Genomic DNA, 19,215 nt, shown 5'->3' with positions numbered 1-19,215 from the left:
TCTTTCTGCCAGAATCAAACTCGCCCCGGGCCGATGACGAGTCTCCGAGGGCCGACGATCAGAGGAGATCGGCATGGCAGAATCCCCCGCACACGTCCTCTTCGCGCACGCGCACCCCGACGACGAGAGCTGCTCGACCGGCGGCACGATCGCGCGCCTCCTCGGCGAGGGACACCGCGTGACCGTGGTGACGTCCACCCAGGGCGAGCAGGGCAAGATCGCCGTCCCCTCGCTGCAGCACCTCCACGTCGACCAGGACGACGCGCTCGGCCCCGAGCGGGCGCGCGAGCTCGCCGCCGCGATGACCGCCCTCGGCGTCGCCGACCACCGCTACCTCGGCGGGCCTGGCCGCTTCCGCGACTCCGGCCGCATGGGCATCCCCGCCAACGACCGCTCCGACGCGTTCTGGCAGGCCGACCTCGACGAGGCGGGCCTGCTCATGGCCGCGATCATCCGGGAGACCCGCCCGCAGGCGGTCGTCACCTACGACCCGAACGGCGGCTACGGCCACCCCGACCACATCCAGACCCATCGCGTGGCCATGCGGGGAGTCGAGCTGGCCGCCGACGAGAGCGCGGCGCTCGACGCCCCGGTCTGGGACGTCCCTTTCGTGTACTGGACCGCCGTCCCGCGGGAGCGGATCGTCGGCGAGCTGACCGAGCTCGCCACCAGGGCGGAGGAGCTCGGGCTGTGGGTCGACCCCGACCCTGCCGAGTATCCCGACGGCGTGCACGAGGACGACGAGATCGACGTCGAGTACGACGTGTCCGCCTTCCTGCCCGCGAAGACGGCCGCGCTGGACTGTCACCGCACCCAGCTCACGGTGAAGGGACCGTACTGGGTGCTCGCCTCGGGCCGCGGCATGCGGATCCAGGATCGCGAGTGGTTCATCCGGGTCAAGGGCGGGCGCCGCACGGGCGACGCCTACGAGAGCGACCTCCTCCCGCCCTTCGCCCAGGGGTCCTGATGACGCGCCCGACGCTCGCCGTCGCCGACCGCCGCACCCAGCGTGCGCGGGTCGTCGGCGCCCTGCACGAGGAGCGCAAGAGCCGCTCGGACCTCGTGGAGCAGTTCGGCGTGAGCCCCTCGCTCATCACACGCATCGTCCGCAGCCTCATCGACGACGGCGTGGTGCGGGAGGTCGGCGCCCAGACCCAGGCCATCGGGCGCCCGCCCGTGCGGCTCGAGGTCGCCCGGCATCACGGGGCGCTGCTCGCCGTCTCCTGCACGACCGACAGCGTGATCGCCCGCAGCGTCGACCTGCACGGCAACGCGATCGGCGAGGTGCGCACCGCGGTCTCCTCACCGCTGGACCCGCAGGAGATCGTCGACACGATCGCCGAGCTCGCCGCGCGCACGCCGCGGCTGCTGAGCATCGGCGTCGCCGTCCCCGGCGTCGTCGATGCGACGACCGGCGACGTGAGCGCCGCTCCCGACCTCGGCTGGACCGATCGCGTGCCGCTCCGTGCCCTCTTGCGCGAGCGCTTCGGCGTGGTCGTCACGATCGACAACGACGTCAACCTGATGATGGCGGCCGAGCGACGCATGCTCGATGACAGGGCGCGGCGCAATGCCGTCTACCTCTATCTCGGCACCCGAGGGATCGGCGCCGGCGTCGTGGCGGGAGGACGACTCATCGAGGGCGATCACGGCGCGGCGGGCGAGATCGGACTCGTCCCTGTCGGCCCCGCCGGCCGAGCCGACTTCGAGGACACGACCTCGATCGCCGCGATCGCCGAACGCCTCGCCGCCGGCGGCCATCCCACCGGCGGCCCCGTGATCCCGCTCCTCCTCTCGCTCGCCGACTCCGGCGACCCCGTGGCACAGGCGGTGCGCCGCGACGTGCTGGCCGCGTTCTCCCACGTCCTCGCCGTGATCGCGGCGCTCCTCGATCCGCATGTCGTGCTGCTCGGCGGGCATGCGCGCGCCTTCCGCGTCCAGGAGCGCGAGGAGATCCTCGCCGGCCTTCCCGACGCGGTCCCGTTCCCGCCCGAGGTCCGCGCGGCCCGGTCCCAGCCGGACGCCGTCCTCGACTCCGCGCTCAACCGCTGCTGGCAGCAGCTCCTCGCGGGAGGTCTATGAGCGCAGAGACCCTCGCAGGACCCGAACCGACCCCCCGATCGCGGCACCCCCGCCGCGCCATATGACGAGGAAGACATGATGGCCAAGAACCGAACCACCCGCCTGCTCGCAGGCACCGCCTTCGCCGCGGCGTCCGCGCTGCTGCTCGCCGGATGCGCGGGCGACGTCGCCCCCACGGCGTCGTCGTCCCCCGACGCCGGCTCCGGCTCCAGCGCCGCCCCCAGCGACGGCCTGACGATCTACACCGGACGCGACAAGGACGAGGTCGCCTGGGTCGTTGCCGAGTTCCAAAAGAAGAACCCCGAGTACGCAGGCAAGGTGACCACGGTCATCGCCGGCGCCCAGGACAACCTGGACCGCATCCGCGCCGAGGCGGGCAACCCCCAGGGCGGCTTCCTCTGGGGCGGCACCCAGCAGCAGTTCGAGCAGGCGGCCAAGGAAGGCCTCCTCGCCGCGTATACCCCGAAGAACGGCGACCAGGTCCCGGACAAGTACAAGGACCCCAACGGCCAGTGGATCGCCGAGATGCTGCTGCCCGAGGTGATCATCTACAACTCCGACCTGCTCACCAAGGAGACCGCGCCGCAGGACTGGGCCGACCTCGGCAAGCCCGAGTGGAAGGACAAGATCGTCATCCGCGACGTCATGCCCTCCGGCACGATGCGCACGATCTACGCCTCCATGGTCTACGACGCGTTCGCGAAGAACGGCGCCCCCGACGCGGGCTACGACCTGCTGAAGAGGATCGACGCGAACACGGTCTCCTACGCCGCCACCCCGGATGACATGTACACCCAGCTCGACCAGGGCACCGGCCAGGTGACCGTGTGGAACATGCAGGACGCGCTCATCCAGCCGCTCAAGAACAAGCGGCCGTGGGACTACATCATGCCGAAGTCCGGTGCGCCCGTGCTCGTCGACGGCGTCGGCGTGATCAAGAACGGCAAGCAGGAGGCCGCGGCCCAGGCGTTCATGGACTTCCTCATGGAGCCGGGGATGCAGGCCAAGCTCGCCGCCGACTACTACCAGATCCCCGCGATGGAGATCCCCAAGGCGGACCAGCCGGAATGGATGAAGGACTTCACCCTCAACGAGATGACGATCGACTGGTCGGTCTTCGCCCAGCACCAGGACGAGTGGATGAAGCACTGGGCCGACAACATCAAGGGCAAGGGCTGATCTGAACGATGGTCTCGGTCACTCTGCACAAGCTCCGCAAGTCGTTCTCGCGCTCGGGGACGGTCGTCGACGGCATCGACCTGACGATCGCCGACGGCGAGTTCTTCACCCTGCTCGGCCCGTCGGGCTGCGGCAAGTCGACGACCCTGCGGATGATCGCCGGCTTCGAGGAGCCGGATGAGGGCACGATCCACTTCGACGACCGGAACGTGACCTATGCGCCGGCGAACAAGCGCGACGTGGGGCTGGTCTTCCAGAACTACGCGCTGTTCCCGCACATGTCGGTCGCGCGCAACGTCGGATTCGGTCTGGACGTGCGCAAGGTGCAGAGGGCCGAGGCCGATCGTCGGATCTCCGACGTCCTGAGGCAGGTCGGACTCGCCGCGCAGGCGAACGCCAGGGTCGACGAGCTCTCGGGCGGGCAGCAGCAGCGTGTCGCGCTCGCCCGGGCGCTCGTCTTCCGCCCCCAGCTCCTGCTCCTGGACGAGCCGATGTCGAACCTCGACGCCAAGCTCCGCCAGGAGATGCGCGGTGCGCTGCGCGACCTGCACGCGGAGACCGGGATCACCTCGGTCTACGTCACGCACGACCAGGCCGAGGCGCTGGCGATGTCCACCCGGATCGCGGTCATGAACACCGCGATCGTGCACCAGGTGGGGACGCCCGACGAGGTGTACAGCCGTCCGCTGACCGCCTTCGTCGCCGGTTTCCTCGGCCGTAACAACCTTCTCGACGCGACCGTGCGCGGTGTCGAGGGCGAGCGGGCCACACTCACCCTCGCCGACGGCGGCTCCCTCGTCGTGCGCACGGCCAACGCGGCGCCGGGGGTCTCGTTCGAGACCGGCGGCGCGGTGATCGCCACGGTGCGCGCCGAGTCCGTGCGTCCGGCGGGCCCCGCCGACACCGAGAACACGGTGACCGGCACGGTCGCTGACGTGGACTTCATCGGCTATTCGCTCTCCTGCGAGCTGGACACCCCCTTGGGCCGGATCAAGGTCGACCTCACCGGAGCACACGCCCGCCCCGAGCGCGGCGACAGCCTCCGCGTGGTGCTCCCCGAAGAGTCCGCGTACTGCGTGCCGGCGGAGCGATGATGGTCACGCTCACGAACGCGCAGCGGGTGACCGGCCCCGCACGCCGCCCCTCCTGGATCCGCCGCCGCTGGTCGACGGCCCTCACCCTGGCGCTGCTGCTGATCGTCATCCTCGGCTACGTGATCGGGCCGATGATCGCGACCGCCCGCCGCAGCGTCTCGCAGGACAAGGCGCAGGTCCTCGGGTTCTCCTTCAAGGCCTGGGCGGAGTTCTTCGCCAGCCCCACCCAGACCTCCGCGATCGGCGGATCGATCGTCGTGTCGCTGCTCTCGGTCCTTTGCGCCGGCGTCCTCGGCACGGGAGTGGCGATCCTCCTCACCCGCTGGGAGTTCCCCGGCCGGCGGATCTGCCAGATCCTCGCCCTGCTCCCGATCGCCCTGCCGCCGCTCATGGGCGTGTGGTCGTTCAAGCTGCTCTTCGGCGTGGGCGGCCGGATCCCCTTCGCGATGGAGGAGTGGTTCGGCCTCGACCAGAAGATGTTCTGGCTGCAGGGACTCGGCGGCGTCCTCATCGTGCACGCCATGACGATGTACCCGTACTTCTTCCTCACCGTCTCGGCGGCGCTGGCCAACGCCGACGCCTCGCTCGAGGAGGCCGCGGCCTCGATGGGCGCCAGGCGGACGCGGATCTGGATGCGGGTCGTCCTCCCGATGCTCACCCCGGCCCTCGTGGCCGGCTCCCTCATCACGTTCATGTCGGCGATGTCGTCGTACACGGCGCCGCTGCTGTTCCAGTACACCGACGTGATGACGCAGCAGATCGTGATCGCCAAGACCAACGGCGACATGCGCCTGGCCTCGATCATCTCGACCACGCTCGCCGTCATCTCGATCGTCTTCCTGGCGATCATCCGCTCGTACGAGCAGCGCAAGGTCTACCGCACGCAGTCGAAGGGCGGCGGGCGCAAGCGCTCGACCGTCACGAGCACGCCGGCCAAGGTCGTGCTGTTCGTGATCGCGGTGCCGGTCACCGTCTTCCTCGTGCTCCCGATCGTCATGATCGCGGTGCTGTCCTTCACCGCCAAGGGCGGGTGGCTGCGCACCGTGCTGCCCAGCGAGTACACCCTGGAATGGTGGGGGAGGCTGTTCAGCGGCTTCGAGTTCTGGCGGCCCGTGACCAACTCGCTGCTGATGAGCGTGATCGCCGTCGGCGGTGCGATGATCCTCGGCGCCGGGGCGGCCTATGTCATGAGCCGGATGCGCTTCCGCGGCAAGCTCGCGCTCGACATCGCGATCATGCTCCCCTGGGCCCTCCCCGGCACGGTCGTGGCGATCAACCTCATCACGGCGTTCTCGAGCCCGTCGCCGTTCGCGTTCGGCCAGGTGCTGGTGGGGACCTTCGCGATCCTGCCCCTGGCGTACTTCGTGCGCTTCAACCCGCTGATCTTCCGGTCGACCTTCGCCTCGCTCTCCCAGCTCGACCCCAACCTGGAGGACGCCGCGCGCAGCCTCGGCGCGAGCTGGTGGTACGCGTTCCGCAAGGTCGTGCTGCCGCTGCTCTCCCGCGGCATCATGGCCGGCGCCCTGCTCGCCTTCGTCGACGGCGTGGGCGAGTTCGTGGCGAGCGTGCTCATCTACACCCCGGAATGGATCCCGCTCTCGATCGCCGTCAACAACGAGAACTACCAGGGCAACATCGGCGTCGGCTCGGTCTACGGCATGATCCAGGTCCTCCTGGTGCTGGGCGTGCTGATCCTCACCCGGCGGATGGAATCCCGCGAGACGGCGGCACCGGCGCTCTGAGCCGCGCCCTCCGACGACAAACCACACGACAAAGGAACGAACGCACATGAACCGCGACGAGATCGTCGACCGCGACGGAGACGCCTTCCCCGGCGAGAGCTACACCACGGCGGTCCTCCGGCCCGCCTACGACGAGGCCAAGCGCATGCTCCTGCCGTCGATGATCCAGATCCACCGCGCGCACCTGCTGATGCTGCACCGCGCCGGCATCCTCTCTGACGCGGACGCGGCGGCGATCGCCGCCTCGATCGAGGGCCTCGACCTCGACGCCCTCGCCGCGAGCGAGTACACCGGGGAGTTCGAGGACCTCTTCTTCACGGTCGAGCACGAGATGATGCGGATCGGCGGCGAGGTCACCGGAAGCCTGCACACCGCACGCAGCCGCAACGACATGGGCATGACGCTGTACCGGATGGTCATGCGGCGTCAGCTCCTGCGGGTGCTGGACGCCGCGGGCGAGCTGTACGAGACGCTCGTGCGCATGGGCGCGGAGCATGCCGACACCCTCTCGCTCGAGCACACGCACACCCAGCCCGCGCAGCCCTCCACGCTCGGGCACCGGTTCCTCGCGATCGCGGACGTGCTCGGACGAGACATCCGCCGTGTCCAGCAGGCCTACGAGAGCTTGGACTACTCGCCGCTGGGCGGCGCTGCCCTCACCGGGACCGGCTTCCCGATCGACCGCGAGGACGTGGCGCGACGCCTCGGCTTCCGCGGCCTCGTGGAGAACTCCTACGACGCGGTCGCCGCGACCGACTACATCGCGCACGCGGCGATCGCGCTTCAGCTCATGGCCATCGACACCGGCCGCAGCTGCGTGGACTTCCTCACCTGGTGCACGGCGGAGTTCGGGCTGTACCGGGTCGCCGCCCCCTATGTGCAGATCTCGTCGATCATGCCGCAGAAGCGCAACCCCGTCTCGATCGAGCACTCCCGCTCGCTGCTCTCCGCCGCCGCGGCCAGCGCGGGGACGGTGCTGACGATGATGCACAACACCCCGTTCGGCGACATCGTCGACACCGAGGACGACCTGCAGCCCTACGCCTGGCGGGCCGTGGACACCCTCACCGACGTGCTGCGGCTGCTCACCGGGGTGCTCGGGACGATCCAGGTCAACACCGACGTGATGCGCGAGCGTGCTCTGGCCTCGTTCGCCAACGCCACCGAGCTCGCCGACACCCTGGTGCGCGATGGCGGGCTGACCTTCACCCAGGCGCACCGGGTGGTGTCCCGCGTCGTCCGCGAGGCGGACGCGGCCGGGATGACCGATGTGCGGACGCTCTCTCCCGAGCGCGTGCATGCGGTCGCCGTCGAGGTCGTCGGCCACGACGTCCCGCTCACGGCCGATGACCTCGCCCGTGCTCTGAACGCCGACAACTTCGTCGCCGTGCGTACCTCGATCGGCGGCGCCGCGCCCGCCGAGGTCGCCCGGATGGCCGCGGCCCGTGCCGGCACGGCCGACGAGTTCCGCGCCTGGCGCCAGGGCATGCGCACCCACCTCGACGACGTCGCCGCGGAGCTCGTGTCCGCGACCGCGGCGCTGCGCAAGTGAGCGGGCGCGTGCGGACGAGCGGGCTGACGTGACGAGCATGAACGTCCTCGGCATCGACTTCGGCGGGACCAAGGTCGCGCTCCGGGCCGAACGCCCCGACGGCACGGGCGAGAGCGCCCGGCTGCGGATCGGCGACGGCGAGGAGGCCTCGGCGGTGCTGGAGCGCACATTCGCGGAGGCCAGGCGCCTGGTGGAGGCGGTCGGCGGGGCCGGCGCGGTCGGCGTCTCCACGCCAGGGGTCGTGCACGACGACCGCGTGGACCTCGCCCCGAACGTGGTCGGCTGGTCCGACCTCGCCCTCGGCGCCCGTCTGCGGGACGAGTTCGGGGTCACGACCCTCCGGATCGAGAACGACGTCAAGGCCGCCGCGGTGGCCGAGGCCCGCGCCGGCGCGCTGCGCACGGCCGGGACCGGGCTGTACGTGAACCTCGGGACCGGGATCGCGATCGCCGCCGTCCTCGGCGGCACGGTGCTCCACGGCGCGCACGGCGCGGCCGGGGAGATCGGATACGGGATCGTCGGGCCGATCTCGGTCGGCTCGGCGCCGCGGGTCACCCTGGAGGAGCACGCCGGGGGGAGCGGACTGGGCCGTCGTGCCGCCGCCGACCCCTCCGTCCCCGCGGCGGACGCGCGGAGCGTCGTCGAGGCCCTGTCATCCTCCGCCGCCGCGGCCCAGCTGTGGCAGGACGCGGTCGACGAGATCGCCCGTCATCTGATCACCGCCGCGCTCACCGTCGATCCCGAGCGCATCGCCGTGGGCGGCGGGATGACCGCCGCGGGCGACGCGCTCTTCGCTCCGCTGAGCGTGCGGCTCCGTGCCGCTCTCCCCTATCCGCCCGAGATCGTGACCTCGGCGTTCGGCGCCGATGCCTCGCTCCGCGGCGCCCTGATCCTCGCCCGAGACCCCGAAGGAGAACTCCGATGACCACCGCCGCCGAACGCTCGCTGTCCGCCCATCTCGTGCAGAAGGGCGCCTCGATGCGGGACGCCGCCGCACGCCGCCCCGCGACCGAGGACTGGGACGAGCAGCTGGAGGCACGCTGCGTGGCCGACGACCTGACCGGCGTGCGCAAGCTGGCGATCCGCGACTTCCGCCTCGTCGGCGACGGCGGACCCGACATCGGCGGCTGGGACCTCGGGCCGACCTCGCCCGAGCTCCTGCTCGGCGTGATCTCGACCTGCCTCACCCACACCTATCTGTGCCTCGCCGCCTGGCAGGGCATCGCGCTCGAGCGGGTGGAGGTCGTGGTGCGGGCACGCAACAACGACGCCCGGTTCTTCGGCGTTCCGAGCGACCGTCCCGCCCCGCCGCACGGCATCGAGATCTCCGTCGAGATGGATGCGCCGACGCTGAGCGACGAGGAGCGGCGCGCCTTCATCCGCGAGGGCGAGGCGACCTGCCCGGTCGTCCAGGCGCTGCGCACGCCGACCCCGGTGACCCTGGTCGAGGTCTGAGCGCCCGTTCTCGCTCCCCCTTCCTTCGCTGAGACTGCATCCGCGTCACGAGACCGCGGATCGCTGACTACGTCTCGTGACGCAGATGCGGTCTCGCGGAGGAGGGAGGGTCAGAAGTCGGCGATCACGAGCTTCTTCATGCCCATCAGCCGCTGGTATGCGCCGGGTCGGGTCATGAGCTCGCCGATGTTCGCCGGGACGATCTGCCAGCTCAGGCCGAAGCGGTCGGCGCACCAGCCACATGCCTCCGCCTCGGGGACCGTCGACAGCGCGGCCCACAGCCGGTCGATCTCGTCCTGGTCGTCGCAGCGCACCTCGAGCGAGACGCCGCCGTCGAAGCGCGCCGACATCTCCGAGCCGGAGTCCATGGCCGCGAACCACTGTCCGGCGAGACGGAACTCGGCGAACATCGCCTCGCCCGCCTTCGCCGGCCCCTGCGCCGAGGGGTAGCCGACGAACATTCCCGGAGCGGAATCCTCGAACAGGCCAGTGTAATAGTCGATCGCCTCCCTGGCCTTCCCCTGCACAGGACCGACGAACATGAGCTGCGGGATGAGGAAGGGCCTGGGGTCTCCGGTCGGGTCGGTCAGCATGAGCTGCCAGCTCACGCCGAAGCGGTCCTCGATCCACCCGTAGTACGGGCTGTGCGAATATGCCGTGAGCGGCATCATCGCCGTGCCGCCCTCGGAGAGACGTGCCCAGGCGTCGTTCATCCAGGCACGTGCCGCGGCCTCGTCCCCGTCGAAACGCAGCGGATCCACGTTCACGACGAACGAGACGGTCGGGTTCGGGCGGAACTCCCCGCCCGCGTTGATCAGGGAGATCCGGTAGCCGTCGACGTCGACGTCGACAGTCACCGCCGCCCCGGCGAACTCCTTCTGGAAGTCGGGCAGCCCCTCCTCGGGATAGCGCCCGGAGACGCGTGACTCCCCGCCGAAGAGCGAGGCGTAGAAGGCCCCGGCCTCCTCTGCGTTCCTCGTGCACCAGATGTTGGGGATGATCCTCTGCGCCGTCATGACCGGCCTCCTCGCTCGTGCCCCCAGCCTGAACCGTGCATCGCCTGCGCACAAGGGCAGGCGCAGGATCTGTCCTGACTTGTTGAACGCGGTCCAAGTGTAGTATGTAGAATAAAGTATGTCATTCTGTAATATGTAATATGCAAGATGCCGTGGGGCGAAGTTCGCCGTGCCCCCTGACCCTGCAACAACGATTGGTGCACAGCAGAATGACACTTCCTGTCCTCACCCCCCTCCGTGCGCGACGCAGGTCGCGGACACTGATGATCGCGCTGTCGACCCTGGTGGCCCTCGCCCTCGTCGCCCTCCCGACGACGGCGTCAGCGACGTCGAAGAAGCCGGACGGGGCGGTCGTCCTCGTCCACGGTTGGATGGGCAGCCCCGACAACATGGAGCCGATCGCGGACTACCTCAGCGAGCAGCAATACGGCGGGCCGGTCTACTCGTACAACTACCACGACACCTCGAACGACCCCATCACCACCAGCGCAGAGCGACTCTGGCAATACCTCGTCGACAACAAGCTCACCGAGACAGAGGTCAACCTCGTCGGCCACTCCATGGGCGGACTCGTGATCCGGCAGATGCTCACCACGCACGGGGAGAGCCTCCACCTCGGCAAGCTGGTCACCCTGGGCACCCCGAACAACGGCGCCTCGCCGGCGATGCTCTGCACGAGCCTGTGGTGCACCTCGGCCATGAGGGACATGAAGGCCGGCTCGCCCTTCCTGAACAAGCTCAACACCACGACAGCCCTCTCCTACGAGCCTGAGAGCACGATGGCCTACGGCGTCGGGCAGGACGAGATGGTCTCCGGCGCGGCCGCCTACCTTCCCGGCGCCAGGAACCTCTTCGTCGCTCACAACGCGGCCGTGTACGGCGGGACCGCGGCGAACCACAACGGCATCGTCGCCAAGAAGCAAGTTCTGGACGACATCCTCGCCTTCCTCCGCAGCGAGCCGGCCATGCCTTCCGGCGTCATCACTCTGAGCGGGGCCAAATGCGCCCTGATCGGCGATAGGGGAACCGTGTCGTGGAAGCTCCCCGCATCGACGCCGACGACCGAGGTCGAGATCGTCAACGGGAAGGACCTGACCGGCACCCCCGTTCGCATCCCCGCAGCCACGGGAACGATGACCGGCCTCTCCACGGGGACGCATCTTCTCCGCGCCGTCGACCCCGTGACGTCGAAGGCGACGAAGTGGTCCGCCGTCACCTTCGATAAGAAGTTGACCAGCTGCGCCGCGAGCGTCCAGAACAACACCGGAAGGTCGATCGACGAATGACGTGAGAATCCGGGAAGGTCTCGCGGGGTCCTGCCGGGACCGTGGCCTTCCGAAGACGCACCGGGCAGTCCCATATCTTGGGACTGCCCGGTGCGTCTTTGGTCCGGCGCGATCCCCTCCCGTGTCAGCCGGCGACGCTGCGGAAGGCGCGGAGACGCAGGCTGTTGCCCACCACGAACACGCTGGACAGGGCCATCGCCGCGCCCGCGAGCATGGGGTTCAGCAGCCCGAGCGCCGCGATCGGGATGGCCGCGACGTTGTACGCGAACGCCCAGAACAGGTTGGTCTTGATCGTGCCCAGGGTCTTGCGGGAGAGCCGGATCGCGTCCACCGCGCTGCGCAGATCGCCGCGGACGAGCGTGATGTCGGAGGCCTCGATCGCCACGTCCGTTCCCGTGCCCATCGCGAGGCCCAGGTCGGCCTGCGCGAGCGCAGGCGCGTCGTTCACCCCGTCGCCGACCATCGCGACGACCTTGCCCTCGCCCTGGAGCCGGCGGACCACGTCCACCTTGTCCTGGGGCAGCACCTCGGCGTGGACCTCGTCGATCCCCACCTCGGCGGCGATCCGCCGGGCGACCGCCTCGTTGTCGCCGGTGAGGAGGACGGGGACGAGCCCGAGACGCCTCAGCGCGGCGACCGCCTCGGCGCTGGTCGGCTTGACCGTGTCCGCGATCACGAGGATCCCTCGCGCCCGCCCGTCCCAGCCCACCGCGACGACCGTCTTCCCCTCGGCCTCCGCCACTGCCTTCTCCGCGGCGAGCCCCGGGCTCAGCCGCTGCGACCAGTCCGCGAGCAGCGTCTCGCGCCCGACGAGCACCGCTCGTCCCTCGACGACGCCCTGGACACCGCGCCCCTCGATGTTCTCGAAGCTCTCCGGAACGGGGAGGGCACCGACCTCCGCGGTCGCGGCGACGGCCACCGCCTGCGCGATCGGGTGCTCCGACGCGTCCTCCAGCGCCCCGGCCAGGCGCAGCAGCTCGGCCCGGTCCTCTCCCTCTTCGAGGGCCACGTCGACGAGGGTCATCCGCCCGCTCGTCACCGTCCCGGTCTTGTCGAGGACGATCGTGTCGACCGTGCGCGTGGACTCCAGCACCTCCGGGCCCTTGATGAGGATCCCCATCTGCGCGCCCCGGCCGGTGCCCACCAGCAGCGCGGTGGGGGTGGCGAGCCCGAGCGCGCACGGGCAGGCGATCACGAGCACCGCGACCGCGGCGGTGAAGGCGGCCGCGGCGGAGAACCCGGCGCCGAGCCAGGCGCCGAGGGTGACGACGGCGATCGCGATCACGATCGGGACGAAGACGCCCGAGATCCGGTCGGCGAGCCGCTGCACCTCGGCCTTGCCCGTCTGCGCCTCCTCGACCAGTCGCGCCATCTGCGCGAGCTGGGTGTCGGCACCGACCCGGGTGGCGCGGATCACGAGCCGGCCGCCGGCGTTGACCGTGGCCCCGGTGACGACGGCGCCGGGGCCCACCTCGACCGGGACAGACTCGCCGGTGAGCATCGAGGCGTCGACGGCCGACGACCCCGACACCACCACGCCGTCGGTCGCGATCTTCTCCCCCGGCCGGACGACGAACTCGTCGCCGGACTGCAGCCGCTCCACCGGGATCTTCGTCTCGACGCCGTCTCGCAGCACCGAGACGTCCTTCGCCCCGAGCTCGAGGAGCGCGCGGAGGGCCGCCCCCGCGCGCCGCTTGGAGCGCTTCTCGAAGTAACGCCCGGCGAGGATGAACATCGTCACCCCCGCGCCGACCTCGAGATAGATGTTCGAGGCCCCGTCCGAGGGGGCGAGGGTGAACGAGAACGGGTGCGTCATCCCCGGCGTCCCCGCCGTGCCGAGGAAGAGCGCGTAGAGCGACCAGAGGAACGCGGCGAGCGTGCCCATGGAGATGAGCGTGTCCATCGTCGCGGTGCCGTGGCGGAGATTCATCCACGCCGCCCGGTGGAACGGCCACGCCGCCCAGACGATGACGGGCGCGGCGAGCGTGAGCGAGGCCCACTGCCAGTACGGGAACTGCAGGGCGGGGATCATCGCCATCGCGATGACCGGGACCGACAGCACGACAGACCCGATGAGGCGGGTGCGCAACGTGCGCAGCTCCGGGTCGTCGCCCTCCCCCTCCTCGGCGCCGGCGCCCTTGTCCGCGGGCGGGGCGGGGAGGGCGGCGGTGTAGCCGGTCTTCTCGACCTCGGCGACGAGGAGGGCGGGGTCGTACCCTTCGGGGATCTGCACCTTCGCCTTCTCGGTGGCGTAGTTCACGGTGGCGACCACGCCGTCGAGGCGATTGAGCTTCTTCTCGATCCTCATCGCGCAAGAGGCGCAGGTCATCCCGCCGATCTCCAGTTCGACACTGGGCGCGGAGGCGGACGCGTTCATGTCTGCCTTCTCCTTTCGAGAGGGCGAGCCGTGGCTCAGTGGGCGGTGGGCGCGGAGGAGGCGTCCAGCACGAACGACGCGGTGCGCACGACGCCGTCGACCTGGAAGTCGAGGTACAGGAGGTATCGTCCGGCCGTGGGCGCATGAGCGGCGAAGGCGATCGTCGGCCCCGAGGTCTCGCCCGGCGCGGGGTCGCCGCCCTCCGCGTGCACATGCAGGTAGGCGAGGTCGCCCTCTCGCAGCGCGACGAGGTGTCCGAAGGCGCCGAGGTAGGGCTCGAGCGCCGTGACCGGCTCTCCGCCACGGCGGACCTCGACGGTGAGCGTCGAGGAGCCGCCCGCGACGAGGTCGCCGCCGACGGAGACCTCGTACCCGTCGACCGTGGCGGTGGCCCGCGGAGCCGCCGGCACCGGCGTGTAGGCGCCGGCGACGTCGACGGTGCGCGAGAGGGTGACAGGGGCGCCGCCCACGGGGGCGATGTCGGCGTAGAGCCGATACGTCCCCGCGGCCTCCCAGGTCCACGGCACGCTCCAGACGCCGCTCGCCGTGTCGAGGGTCGGGTGGACGTGTCGGAACCCCGATCCGTCGGCGCGGACCACGATGAGGTGCAGCTGCTTGTCGTGCGACTCCTCGAACGCGGTGACGGGAGATCCCGCCGCGTCGAGGATCCGGAAGGAGAGGATCCCCCGTTCGCCCGTCGCCGCCGGTGCGTCGACGCGGTCGAGCACGAAGCCTCCGGCGGCGAGGGAGACCCCTGCCGCCGCGCTCGCGCCGTGCCCCTCCGCCGCGCCGTGCGAAGGCGTCTCGCCGGACCCGTGCGATCCGGTGTCCGCCCCTGCCATGCTCTTGTGGTCCATCTCTTCTCCCTGCTCTCCGTGTTGCATCGTCGCCGCGCCGGGCGGGACGATCGCGGCCGCGGCGCCGAAGGCCGCGGCGAACGCCGCTGCGAGGCCCGCGGCGTAGAGGCCGAGTCGTCCCGCGGCGTTCATCAGGCGCGGGCCGCCGAGTAGCCGGCCTCGTCGACGGCCGCGAGGACCGCGGCGTCGTCGATCTCGGCATTGGCGCTGACGACGAGACGGCCGGTCGCCGCGCTCACCTGGATGTCCTCGACGCCGGCGATCTGGCCGACCTCGCGGCGCACCGACATCTCGCAGTGCCCGCAGGTCATCCCGGTCACCTGGTACTCGGTCGTGGTCATGAGCAGTCCTTCCTCCCGGATACCCTGAGTGGGTATCGCATCAGGTATCAACCATGATACCCCCCGAGGGTATTCCCGCAACCTGCCCAGACCGGCGAGCGCCGGTCAGCGTCGGTCCGACGACCCGACGTCCCTCGCGAGCGCCCGTTGCAACGACCGGACAGAGCCGAACCCGGCACGTCGCGCGAGGACCTCCTGCGTCAGGCTCCTGTCCTCCTCCAGGAGCATCCTGGCTCGGCGGACGCGAGTCGCCCGGATCTCCCGCGAGGGCGTGCTCCCGACCGCCTGGAACGCGCCGTTCAGGACGGTGCTCGAGACCCCCGCCATCTGCGCCAGCCTGGCCACGGTGAAGTCGGGGTCCTCGACCTCGCTCGCCATGAGCATGCGCGCCCGCTCCACCAGACTGCAACGACCCTCCTCCTGCAGGCTCCGGCGTGTGGTGGCGATGGTCAGATAGACGAGAGCCCGCTTGACGGCCTGGAACTCCGGCTCTCCCTGCGCATGCGGGTACTCGAAGATCGAGTTGACCACGGAGATCAGCGACTGCCCGGCAGGGCTGTCCGAGGAGAAACGACGGGGCGCTTCGAGCGGGCCCAGCGCCTCGCTCAGGAGTCGGGAGCGAAGGGAGAGCGTGATGCTCGCGGTCGCGACCGACGTCGAATACTCGATGCGATGGCTGGGGTTCAGGACGACCCCTTCCCCCGTCGCACAGGCCACCGACGACTCACCGACCCTGATCGTCGCCGCTCCCATGACGAACAGGGAGACGCCCAGCACCGGCTCGGACGACGAGGCCGCGTCGCTCACGGCCGGAAGCTGGGCCCTCAACGGCGTGTGCCAGTAGCGGGATATCGCGATCTGCGGCTCCCTGTTCGATGCGTCTGGCATCGTGTCCCCAGCGATCCGGGCATCGGGCCAGGCCAGCGACCACCCTCTCTGCTGGAGGAACAGGGCCGCGGCCTCCGAGCGAAGAGTGACGTTCCGGCTCTCGACGTGCGGTCCGCTCGACGACGTCATCGCCCGGATGTCGATCAAGCCGCTCCTCTCGATCTCGACCTGTCGCCGGGGTGAAGGCAGAGTCCCCCCATCCCCTCTTCCATCACAGACAGAAGAGGGGGTGGGAGTCTAGACCCCCACCCCCTCTCTGCAGGCGAGGCCTGGAGCTCTCTTCTCAGCAGGCCGGGCCCGGGGAGGCGATGGAGGCGATCGTCGCGTCCCACCAGGTGACGGCGACGGAGGTCACCGCGGGCGGGAGGCTGGTGATCTTCACCGGCGTCGGGATCGGGACGCCGGCGGTCTGCGTGTCCATTCCCGACGCGTTCTCCTCGTTGAACCCGGAGTACCATGCCTCGCCGTTCGCGTCGAGGAGCAGGAGGCTGTCCGCGCCGGAGCCGCCGTCGATCACGTTGTCGACCTGGGCCCGCACCCACTCACGGGTGTCGGCCACCGAGCCGTTGCCCCAGGCGCCCTCCTCGTTGCCGCCGAACGCCCACACGGTGCCGTCGGACATCTTCGCGAGGAATCCCGCGGGCTGGTCGTACGGCTGGTGCTGCCAGACGTCCTCGACGCTGCCGCCAGGAGGGGGCGCGATCTGCTGGAGGTAGCCCAGATCGGTGTAGTCGATCGGGCGTGAGCCGAGCGGCGTGGTCTGGGTGGAGTACCAGAGCGTGCCGTCGTCCTTCAGGAGCAGGATCGCGGTGTCGTTGCTCTGCACGGCCTTCTTGACGCCGGTGACGGGAGCACCGCTCCTGTCCTTGACCTGCCGCAGCCCAGGACCGGCGGGCGTGCCGATGCCCAGGCCCGTTCCGTAGGCGGTGACCGGCGCGCCGGCCGCCCAGACCGTGCCGTCCGCGAGCGTCCACAGCATCATCTGGCTGTTGCGGGGGTACGAGGCCCACACCGGCGTGCCGGGGAGGGCGCCGCCGACCCTCGTGAACCGCGTGTTGACGGTGTACGCGGTGCTCGCGCCGGGGATCTGCAGGTAGTTCTGGTAGTTCTCCCCCGCTGCCCACCAGTCGCCGTTCGCGTCTTCGATCATGAACACGCCCTCTTCCGAGCCGTGCTTGCCGATGATGCCGCGAACCGCGTTCGTGAACGTCGACCCGTCGTCTTTCAGCGCCTCCGCCGCCGTCAGTCGATTGGCCTGATCGCCGGTGGCGACCTCGCCATAGGGGTTGTACCCCGACGTGTAGACCCTGCCCGACGCCGTGATGGCCATGACCGAGCTCAGGCTCGCGTACACCGTCGACTGCTCCTGCACGGGCCACGGAGTCGGGTACATCGGCGCGCTGGTCACGAGGCCGTTGGCCGTCTGCCCCTCGGGAGTGTGCCCGCCGATGGTGTACACGTATCCCGGATAGGGCCGCACCACCGTCGATGCGCTGTTGAGACCCTGCGCCGTGGCGACGATGTTCGCGGAGAGGGCGCCCTTCCCATACGGCGGGATCGCCACGAACACCTCGGCGTTGCCCGATGCGTCGGTCGTCACCGTGATGGCCGTCGCGGCCGCGGGGCTGAAGCCGGCTCCGTTCGGAACGGTCAGGAACGAGTACCCGGCACCCGTGATCGTCAGCGACACCTGCCTCGACACCGCGGGGACGATCTTCACCGGCACCCGCGCTGCGGTGACCCGCGTCGCGACAGCCGTGGGCGCATATCCGGTGGCCGGATTGATCCTCGTCGGAATCGTCCAGCCGCCGCCGTACATCCCGGAGACGCACGCCGGCAGGATCAGTCCCGAGGTCGATGCCGATGCTCCCGGCAGCGCCACGGCGGCAGCCACCACGGGAACAGACCAGGCCGCCCCCTTGATCAGCGTGCGGCGCTGCATGCCGCCCTGCGCCTCTTCCGCCCTCAGCTCACGCGAGCTGCTTTCCCCCATGTCGGATTCCCTTCGTCTTCGACAATGTCGATGACGATCGTCCGGCACCCGCAGCGGGAGGCGCGACCGTCCGCCGCCCATCCGGGCAAGGTGTCGCGCGGCCCCGGCAGAGATGTCGTGCCGTCGGAGTCAGTGCAGCGCCGTGTCGGACGCCGTCGTGCGCCAGACGTGCAGCGGCACCTCGAGCCCGGCGCGCGTCGGCGCGCAGACGAAGGGCCCGGCCTCTGCGTCGAGCTCAGGAGCGAACGGGACGACCCGCACGAGCCTCAGCGGCTCACCGTCCACACCGGCGCGGACGGTCACGGCGTCCCTGTCCCGGCTCACCCGCACCAGGATCCGCCGACCGGCCCAGTCCGGGACGGGAGCGAGCGACCAGTCCGACATCCCGTCGGTGACGACCGCACCGACCTGCGGGCGGCCGTCGGCGAACTCCACCCCGGCCTTCACCCAGCGCTCCGCGGAGACCCGGACGAAGACGCCCGCCTGATCAAACTGCGCCGAGAACGCAGCGGTGAACTCCACCTCGATCGCCGTGCGGTCGGCGAACGAGGCCACGAGCGCGTGCTCGCTCTCGTGGACGAACCCGTACGACGTGAGACGCCAGGCGTCGCTTCCCTCCGCCGCGGTGACGTGCAGATCGCCCTCGCGCTCGACGGCGGCCACGGGCGGATGAGTCCACCGTCCGGCGGACCAGGGGATCACGGACACGGTCCGATGTTATCCGCGCACAGCCGCCGCCGGGCCTTGCCTCGCCCGCGGGAACGTGTGAGCCTGCCCGCATGACCAGGAGCTTGCGATGACCAACGTCCGCACGGTCGCAGCCTGCCGCACCGCTCGCCCGCGCACCGCCTCCCGATGCCCTGAGCGACGACCGGCATGCATCGTGATCTCCGGCTCCCACGCGACGGGAAAGAGCACCTCATCAGCGACTTCGCCTTCGCGCACCCCCGCTTCGCCGTCCTCCCCGATCCGTTCGACCTCATCGACGCCGCAGACCCAACGGGAGTCACCTCGTTCCGGGCCCAGCTCCGGGTCGCCGCCGAACGCCTTGAGGATCCCGAGCTGGGCTCCGAAGTGATCGCAGAGCGCGCCCCCCTCGACTTCGTCGCCTACCTTCGGGCGCTCGACGCTCTGGATCGCTCGGCGCACGCCGGTGCCGTCGCGGAGGCCGAGGCGCACCGGGCGGAGGCGATGAAGCGAACCGACCTCTGGATCGTGCCGCCCGTCGTGCCTCAGATCCTCGTCGGCGCCGACGAGGATCCCGACCTGCGCGATGCGATGGACGAGGCGCTCCTCGACCTTCTCCGAGAAGAGGAGCTCTGACGACGAGAGCCCTCCGGCTCGACGCCTCGG

General features: G+C 70.4%; 17 protein-coding genes. 10 read left to right on the top strand and 7 right to left on the bottom strand.

The features are described 5' to 3' along the window. The first annotated feature begins 73 nt into the window (after positions 1–73). The 8 genes from mshB to ACP15J_RS10435 all read left to right on the top strand — a co-directional run bounded on the left by mshB (position 74) and on the right by ACP15J_RS10435 (position 9,104). Entirely contained in the window at positions 74–967 is an 894-nt protein-coding gene (mshB, locus tag ACP15J_RS10470; RefSeq protein WP_424936932.1) for an N-acetyl-1-D-myo-inositol-2-amino-2-deoxy-alpha-D-glucopyranoside deacetylase, read from the top strand. After that, the gene (locus tag ACP15J_RS10465) at positions 967–2,082 is read left to right on the top strand and encodes an ROK family transcriptional regulator (RefSeq protein ID WP_424936931.1); all 1,116 of its coding nucleotides are present in this window, start codon (positions 967–969) and stop codon (positions 2,080–2,082) included. The genes mshB and ACP15J_RS10465 overlap by 1 nt, the downstream gene beginning before the upstream one ends. 78 nt (positions 2,083–2,160) lie before the next feature. Then, positions 2,161–3,261 (top strand): extracellular solute-binding protein, encoded by a 1,101-nt coding sequence (locus tag ACP15J_RS10460; protein WP_424936930.1) that lies wholly within the window; start codon positions 2,161–2,163, stop codon positions 3,259–3,261. A gap of 8 nt (positions 3,262–3,269) precedes the next feature. Next, positions 3,270–4,355, top strand: a complete 1,086-nt coding sequence (locus ACP15J_RS10455; RefSeq protein ID WP_424936929.1) for an ABC transporter ATP-binding protein — start codon at positions 3,270–3,272, stop codon at positions 4,353–4,355. Beyond that, positions 4,355–6,097 (top strand): ABC transporter permease, encoded by a 1,743-nt coding sequence (locus tag ACP15J_RS10450; protein WP_424980932.1) that lies wholly within the window; start codon positions 4,355–4,357, stop codon positions 6,095–6,097. Before ACP15J_RS10455 ends, ACP15J_RS10450 begins: the two co-directional genes overlap by 1 nt. Positions 6,098–6,143: 46 nt before the next feature. Further along, positions 6,144–7,649: an argininosuccinate lyase gene (gene argH / locus ACP15J_RS10445; RefSeq protein WP_424936927.1), complete on the top strand. Its 1,506-nt coding sequence runs from the start codon at positions 6,144–6,146 to the stop codon at positions 7,647–7,649. 37 nt (positions 7,650–7,686) lie between these two features. Then, the gene (locus tag ACP15J_RS10440; RefSeq protein WP_424937085.1) at positions 7,687–8,574 is read left to right on the top strand and encodes an ROK family protein; all 888 of its coding nucleotides are present in this window, start codon (positions 7,687–7,689) and stop codon (positions 8,572–8,574) included. Beyond that, positions 8,571–9,104, top strand: coding sequence for an OsmC family protein (locus tag ACP15J_RS10435; protein WP_424936926.1), 534 nt, complete (start codon positions 8,571–8,573; stop codon positions 9,102–9,104). The genes ACP15J_RS10440 and ACP15J_RS10435 overlap by 4 nt, the downstream gene beginning before the upstream one ends. Before the next feature lie 110 nt (positions 9,105–9,214). Here ACP15J_RS10435 and ACP15J_RS10430 read toward each other — a convergent pair whose 3' ends face one another. Then, the gene (locus ACP15J_RS10430) at positions 9,215–10,120 is read right to left on the bottom strand and encodes a VOC family protein (RefSeq protein ID WP_424936925.1); all 906 of its coding nucleotides are present in this window, start codon (positions 10,118–10,120) and stop codon (positions 9,215–9,217) included. A 209-nt stretch (positions 10,121–10,329) separates the two neighbouring features. On the opposite strand from ACP15J_RS10430, the gene ACP15J_RS10425 reads away from it, so the two are divergent. Then, positions 10,330–11,406 (top strand): esterase/lipase family protein, encoded by a 1,077-nt coding sequence (locus ACP15J_RS10425; protein WP_424936924.1) that lies wholly within the window; start codon positions 10,330–10,332, stop codon positions 11,404–11,406. Between the two features lie 124 nt (positions 11,407–11,530). Here the strand turns inward: ACP15J_RS10425 and ACP15J_RS10420 are convergent, their stop codons facing one another. The 6 genes from ACP15J_RS10420 to ACP15J_RS10395 all read right to left on the bottom strand — a co-directional run bounded on the left by ACP15J_RS10420 (position 11,531) and on the right by ACP15J_RS10395 (position 18,570). Continuing rightward, positions 11,531–13,783: a heavy metal translocating P-type ATPase gene (locus tag ACP15J_RS10420; RefSeq protein WP_424936923.1), complete on the bottom strand. Its 2,253-nt coding sequence runs from the start codon at positions 13,781–13,783 to the stop codon at positions 11,531–11,533. 35 nt (positions 13,784–13,818) lie between these two features. Beyond that, complete coding sequence (locus ACP15J_RS10415; protein WP_424936922.1) at positions 13,819–14,772, bottom strand: hypothetical protein; 954 nt, start codon at positions 14,770–14,772, stop codon at positions 13,819–13,821. Then, the gene (locus ACP15J_RS10410) at positions 14,772–14,981 is read right to left on the bottom strand and encodes a heavy-metal-associated domain-containing protein (RefSeq protein WP_424936921.1); all 210 of its coding nucleotides are present in this window, start codon (positions 14,979–14,981) and stop codon (positions 14,772–14,774) included. The genes ACP15J_RS10415 and ACP15J_RS10410 overlap by 1 nt, the downstream gene beginning before the upstream one ends. A gap of 105 nt (positions 14,982–15,086) precedes the next feature. After that, complete coding sequence (locus ACP15J_RS10405) at positions 15,087–16,016, bottom strand: helix-turn-helix domain-containing protein (RefSeq protein ID WP_424936920.1); 930 nt, start codon at positions 16,014–16,016, stop codon at positions 15,087–15,089. Between the two features lie 136 nt (positions 16,017–16,152). Further along, a complete protein-coding gene (locus ACP15J_RS10400; protein WP_424936919.1) occupies positions 16,153–17,862 on the bottom strand; it encodes a hypothetical protein in 1,710 nt (569 codons plus the stop codon). 129 nt (positions 17,863–17,991) lie between these two features. Further along, entirely contained in the window at positions 17,992–18,570 is a 579-nt protein-coding gene (locus tag ACP15J_RS10395) for a DUF1349 domain-containing protein (protein WP_424936918.1), read from the bottom strand. Between the two features lie 168 nt (positions 18,571–18,738). Here ACP15J_RS10395 and ACP15J_RS10390 point away from each other — a divergent pair, with 168 nt between their 5' ends. Continuing rightward, positions 18,739–19,185, top strand: coding sequence for a hypothetical protein (locus ACP15J_RS10390; protein ID WP_424936917.1), 447 nt, complete (start codon positions 18,739–18,741; stop codon positions 19,183–19,185). The last annotated feature ends 30 nt before the right edge of the window (positions 19,186–19,215 follow it).

Source organism: Microbacterium sp. S308A+ (assembly GCF_049800815.1).
In the GTDB taxonomy this organism is placed as follows: Bacteria; Actinomycetota; Actinomycetes; order Actinomycetales; family Microbacteriaceae; genus Microbacterium.
The sequence above is the reverse complement of the archived record's forward strand: the minus strand, read 5'-3'. Positions and strand labels throughout refer to the sequence as shown.

Bases quoted from the DNA above. Each gene is read 5' to 3' on its own strand.
- ACP15J_RS10450 (WP_424980932.1), top strand. From the start codon at position 4,355: ATGGTCACGCTCACGAACGCGCAGCGGGTGACCGGCCCCGCACGCCGC.
- ACP15J_RS10410 (WP_424936921.1), bottom strand. From the start codon at position 14,981: ATGACCACGACCGAGTACCAGGTGACCGGGATGACCTGCGGGCACTGC.
- ACP15J_RS10430 (WP_424936925.1), bottom strand. From the start codon at position 10,120: ATGACGGCGCAGAGGATCATCCCCAACATCTGGTGCACGAGGAACGCA.
- argH (WP_424936927.1), top strand. From the start codon at position 6,144: ATGAACCGCGACGAGATCGTCGACCGCGACGGAGACGCCTTCCCCGGC.
- ACP15J_RS10460 (WP_424936930.1), top strand. From the start codon at position 2,161: ATGGCCAAGAACCGAACCACCCGCCTGCTCGCAGGCACCGCCTTCGCC.
- ACP15J_RS10400 (WP_424936919.1), bottom strand. From the start codon at position 17,862: ATGGGGGAAAGCAGCTCGCGTGAGCTGAGGGCGGAAGAGGCGCAGGGC.
- ACP15J_RS10415 (WP_424936922.1), bottom strand. From the start codon at position 14,772: ATGAACGCCGCGGGACGACTCGGCCTCTACGCCGCGGGCCTCGCAGCG.
- ACP15J_RS10440 (WP_424937085.1), top strand. From the start codon at position 7,687: ATGAACGTCCTCGGCATCGACTTCGGCGGGACCAAGGTCGCGCTCCGG.
- mshB (WP_424936932.1), top strand. From the start codon at position 74: ATGGCAGAATCCCCCGCACACGTCCTCTTCGCGCACGCGCACCCCGAC.
- ACP15J_RS10425 (WP_424936924.1), top strand. From the start codon at position 10,330: ATGACACTTCCTGTCCTCACCCCCCTCCGTGCGCGACGCAGGTCGCGG.
- ACP15J_RS10435 (WP_424936926.1), top strand. From the start codon at position 8,571: ATGACCACCGCCGCCGAACGCTCGCTGTCCGCCCATCTCGTGCAGAAG.
- ACP15J_RS10420 (WP_424936923.1), bottom strand. From the start codon at position 13,783: ATGAACGCGTCCGCCTCCGCGCCCAGTGTCGAACTGGAGATCGGCGGG.
- ACP15J_RS10455 (WP_424936929.1), top strand. From the start codon at position 3,270: ATGGTCTCGGTCACTCTGCACAAGCTCCGCAAGTCGTTCTCGCGCTCG.
- ACP15J_RS10390 (WP_424936917.1), top strand. From the start codon at position 18,739: ATGCATCGTGATCTCCGGCTCCCACGCGACGGGAAAGAGCACCTCATC.
- ACP15J_RS10465 (WP_424936931.1), top strand. From the start codon at position 967: ATGACGCGCCCGACGCTCGCCGTCGCCGACCGCCGCACCCAGCGTGCG.